Annotated in this window: 3 protein-coding genes and 1 pseudogene; 1 reads left to right on the top strand and 3 read right to left on the bottom strand. The window is 75.5% G+C overall.

Translation table 11 applies throughout. The features are described from left to right. Positions 1-69 precede the first annotated feature (69 nt). The 3 genes and pseudogenes from ACFV0G_RS37290 to ACFV0G_RS37280 form a co-directional block, all read right to left on the bottom strand. Positions 70-645 (bottom strand): annotated as a pseudogene (locus tag ACFV0G_RS37290) (NADH-quinone oxidoreductase subunit C); the annotation flags it as partial. Positions 646-761: 116 nt separating this feature from the next. After that, positions 762-1,388 carry an NADH-quinone oxidoreductase subunit B gene (locus tag ACFV0G_RS37285; RefSeq protein WP_380557626.1) on the bottom strand — a complete coding sequence of 209 codons (627 nt, stop codon included), beginning with the start codon at positions 1,386-1,388 and terminating at the stop codon, positions 762-764. Then, positions 1,379-1,786, bottom strand: coding sequence for an NADH-quinone oxidoreductase subunit A (locus ACFV0G_RS37280; RefSeq protein ID WP_380557622.1), 408 nt, complete (start codon positions 1,784-1,786; stop codon positions 1,379-1,381). The genes ACFV0G_RS37285 and ACFV0G_RS37280 overlap by 10 nt, the downstream gene beginning before the upstream one ends. A gap of 353 nt (positions 1,787-2,139) precedes the next feature. Between ACFV0G_RS37280 and ACFV0G_RS37275 the strand changes: the two genes are divergently transcribed. Then, entirely contained in the window at positions 2,140-3,327 is a 1,188-nt protein-coding gene (locus tag ACFV0G_RS37275; protein WP_380557619.1) for a sensor histidine kinase, read from the top strand. The last annotated feature ends 182 nt before the right edge of the window (positions 3,328-3,509 follow it).

The raw sequence follows: 3,509 nt of genomic DNA, 5'->3' as shown, positions 1-3,509 counted from the left end.
CACACCGCGACCCCCGAGCTAGACACCCCTAGTCGCGTCGGACGCGACAGATGTCAATACCAGCCCGGTGCGGGCCGCCCGGGCGGGACGCTCGGCGACCGGCGGCAGGGTGCCCTTGAGCGGGCCCCACTCGTTCGGGTCGGGGACGCCCGGGGGCTGCATCTTGCGCCGGGCCGGGCCGTCGCCGTGGTCCGACTCGCCCGGCTCCTTCGCGCCCGGCCAGGCCTTGGCGACCCGGGCGGCGAGCACGAAGTCCTTGCGCAGCGGGTGGCCCTCGAAGCCGTCCGGCAGCAGCAGGGTGACCAGGTGCGGGTGGCCGGGGAAGTCGATGCCGAACATCTCGTGCGTCTCGCGCTCGTGCCAGGCGGCGCCGGCGTAGACGCCGGTGGCGGTCGGCAGCGCGGCCTTCTCGCGCGCCACCCTGGTGCGCACCAGCAGGTGCCGGACGGCGCCGGGGCGGCCGGGGTCGGCGAGGTGCGCCGCGACCGAGAAGCCGTCGGCGAGCTCGTCGACCGCGCTGAGCCAGTCGAAGTAGCCGAGGCCGAGGGCGTCGCGGGCCGCGGTCAGCGCCTCGATCCAGTGCTCGGCGGGCACGTCGACGGTCAGCAGCCCGTACGCCTCGGCCGCGGTGGCCCAGGGCCCGATCGCGGCGGCCGTCCGCTCGGCCGGCCCCGGCTCGGGCGCGGGCCCGGTCGGGGCGGGCTGCTCGGCGACCGGCTGCTGCGCGCCCGGCTGCTCGGGGGTGGGCTGCTCGGGGGTGGTCACTGGCCGGCCTCCGGACCGGCCACCAGGCCGCGGCGGAGCGCGGCGGCGGGCGCGGCGTAGCGCTGCGGGATCGACTCGGCGGCGATCTTCTCCTGGAGCTTGAGGATGCCCTGGAGCAGTGCCTCGGGCCGCGGAGGGCAGCCCGGCACGTAGACGTCGACCGGGATGATCTGGTCCACGCCCTTGGTGACGGAGTAGGAGTCCCAGTACGGGCCGCCGGAGTTGGAGCAGGCACCGAACGAGATGACGTACTTGGGCTCGGGCATCTGCTCGTAGAGCCGCTTGACCGCGGGGGCCATCTTGTCGGTGACGGTGCCCGAGACGATCATCAGGTCGGCCTGGCGCGGGCCGGGCGCGAACGGGATGACACCCATCCGGATGAAGTCGTGCTTGGCCATCGACGCGGCGATGAACTCGATCGCGCAGCAGGCGAGGCCGAAGTTGAAGCACCACAGGCTGTAGCGGCGCCCCCAGTTGAGCACCACCTTGACCGGGTCCGGCGCGAGCCGGGCCAGCGGGCCGAGCCGGCGCGGCTCGACCGCACCGGGGTTGGCCGGGTCGGGGATGCCGAGCGGCACGGGCCCGCCGGAGGCGCCGTGCGCGTGGCCGTGCGTCACGTCCATTCCAGAACGCCCTTCTTCCAGGCGTAGAGCAGTCCGACCGCGAGGAACCCGATGAAGACGAACATCTCCACCAGCGTCGTCGCCCCGTACCCGGCGGCGGCGAAGACCGTCGCCCAGGGGAACAGGTAGATCGCGTCGACCGCGAAGATCACGTACAGGAAGGCGTAGACGTAATAGCGGATGTGGGTCTGCGCCCACCCCTCGCCGACCGGGTCCACCCCGCACTCGTACGCCAGCAGCTTCTCCGGTGAGTACACCACCGGGCGCAGCAGGCGGTTGGCGGTGAAGGACACCGCGACGAACAGCACGCCGACGACGGCGAGCAGGCCCACCGCCGCGTACGCGTCGAAGTAGCCGCTGCCCGCGGCAGCGCCGGCAGCCGTCTGCTGCCACTCCATTGCGTTCGCCTCCACCTCGGCCGGGCCCGCCGTCCACCGGCGGGGATCCGAACTTCTTTACGCATCCATAACCATCACTACGGCGTGAGTCTAAGTGCACCGATCGTCTACTCCTGCACCTGCCCGGTACGCAAGACGCAGGGTGGACTCCGGTCCCTCCCGGACCGGCAGCCACGTGCAGTCCCGGGGGTGGGGAAAACCCCCGGGAGAGGACGGCACCCAGCACCATGGCCGAGCGGGCCCCGGACCGGCGATGCTGGTGCGGCATCGGGGATCCGATGCGCGCGCAGGCCGCCGCGGCGGCCGCTGCCGCCGGTCGGCGGGCGCGCGGGCACCGGAGAGGACGGGCGGCGATGGACGACGAGGCGGGGCGCGGGGCGCAGGAGACCCGGCCGTCCCTGTACGGGGAACGGCTGTGGCGGGAGGTTCAGCACCTGCTGGTGAATCTGCCGCTCGGCATCGCGGGCTTCGTCGTCACCGTGGTCATGCTGAGCGTGGGGCTCGGCCTGGCGGTGACGGTGGTCGGGCTGCCGTTGCTGGCCCTGGGCCTGGCCGGCAGCCGGCGGCTGGGGGCGCTGGCCCGGCGGCGGGCGCGGTACGCGCTCGGCTCGGACGTCGCCGAGGCCGGGCCGCTGGTCCCGACCCGGCCGGGCGTCGCGGGGTGGGTGATCGCCTGCCTGACGGACGGGCTGAGCTGGCGCTCCGTGCTCTACGCGGTGCTGCTGCTGCCCTGGGGCGTGCTGGGCTTCGCCCTGACGGTGGTGCTGCTGGTGGTCGGCTGGCCGGTGCTGCCGTGGGCGGTGCGCGGCCTGGCCGCGGTCGACCGGATGCTGGTCGGCAGCCTGCTGTGCCCGAACGCGCTGAGCGAGCGGGTCCGCGAGCTGGAGGACGACCGGGGCGCCGTGGTCGACACCGCGGCGGCGGACCTGCGGCGGATCGAGCGGGATCTGCACGACGGCGCGCAGGCCCGGCTGGTCGCGCTGGCGATGGATCTGGGCCTGGCGAAGGAGAAGCTGGCCGAGGCGTCCGACCCGTCCGGCGTCGCCGCGGCGGCGGAGATGGTCGGCGCGGCCCACGGCGAGGTCAAGCTCGCGCTCCAGGAGCTGCGGGACCTGGCCCGCGGCATCCATCCCGCGGTGCTGACCGACCGGGGGCTCGACGCCGCGCTGTCGGCGGTGGCGGCCCGGTGCGCGGTGCCCGGCGGGGTCAAGGTGCACGTCGACCTGAAGGGCGCCGAGCGGCCCGACCCGGCCGTCGAGGGGATCGCCTACTTCACCGTCAGCGAGCTGCTGACCAACATCGCCAAGCACGCGGCGGCCCGGTCCGCGTCGGTGGACGTCTGGCGGGCCGACGACCGGTTGATGCTGCTCGTCCAGGACGACGGCCGCGGCGGCGCCTCCGCGCACCCGGGCAGCGGGCTGGCCGGTCTGGCCGAGCGGGTCGGGGCGGTGGACGGCGTCTTCGTGGTGGAGAGCCCGGCCGGCGGGCCCACCACGGCGACGGTCGAACTGCCCTGGCACACCCGGATGGTCCGCAGCTGACGGCCCCCGGCCGGGGGTTCGGCCGCAGAGGCCACGTCCGGGAGGGCCCGGGGCCGGGACGGTGGGGGGGGGCGGCGCGGGCGCCCCCCGGGGCGCGGACCCGCCCGGCCGGGGCGCCCCGGCCCCCCGGCCCCCCCCCCCCCCCGCCGGGGGCCCACCACGCCCCCCCGGGGGGGGAGCGG

The organism is Kitasatospora sp. NPDC059571, assembly GCF_042735675.1.
In the GTDB taxonomy this organism is placed as follows: Bacteria; Actinomycetota; Actinomycetes; order Streptomycetales; family Streptomycetaceae; genus Kitasatospora.
The sequence above is the reverse complement of the archived record's forward strand: the minus strand, read 5'-3'. Positions and strand labels throughout refer to the sequence as shown.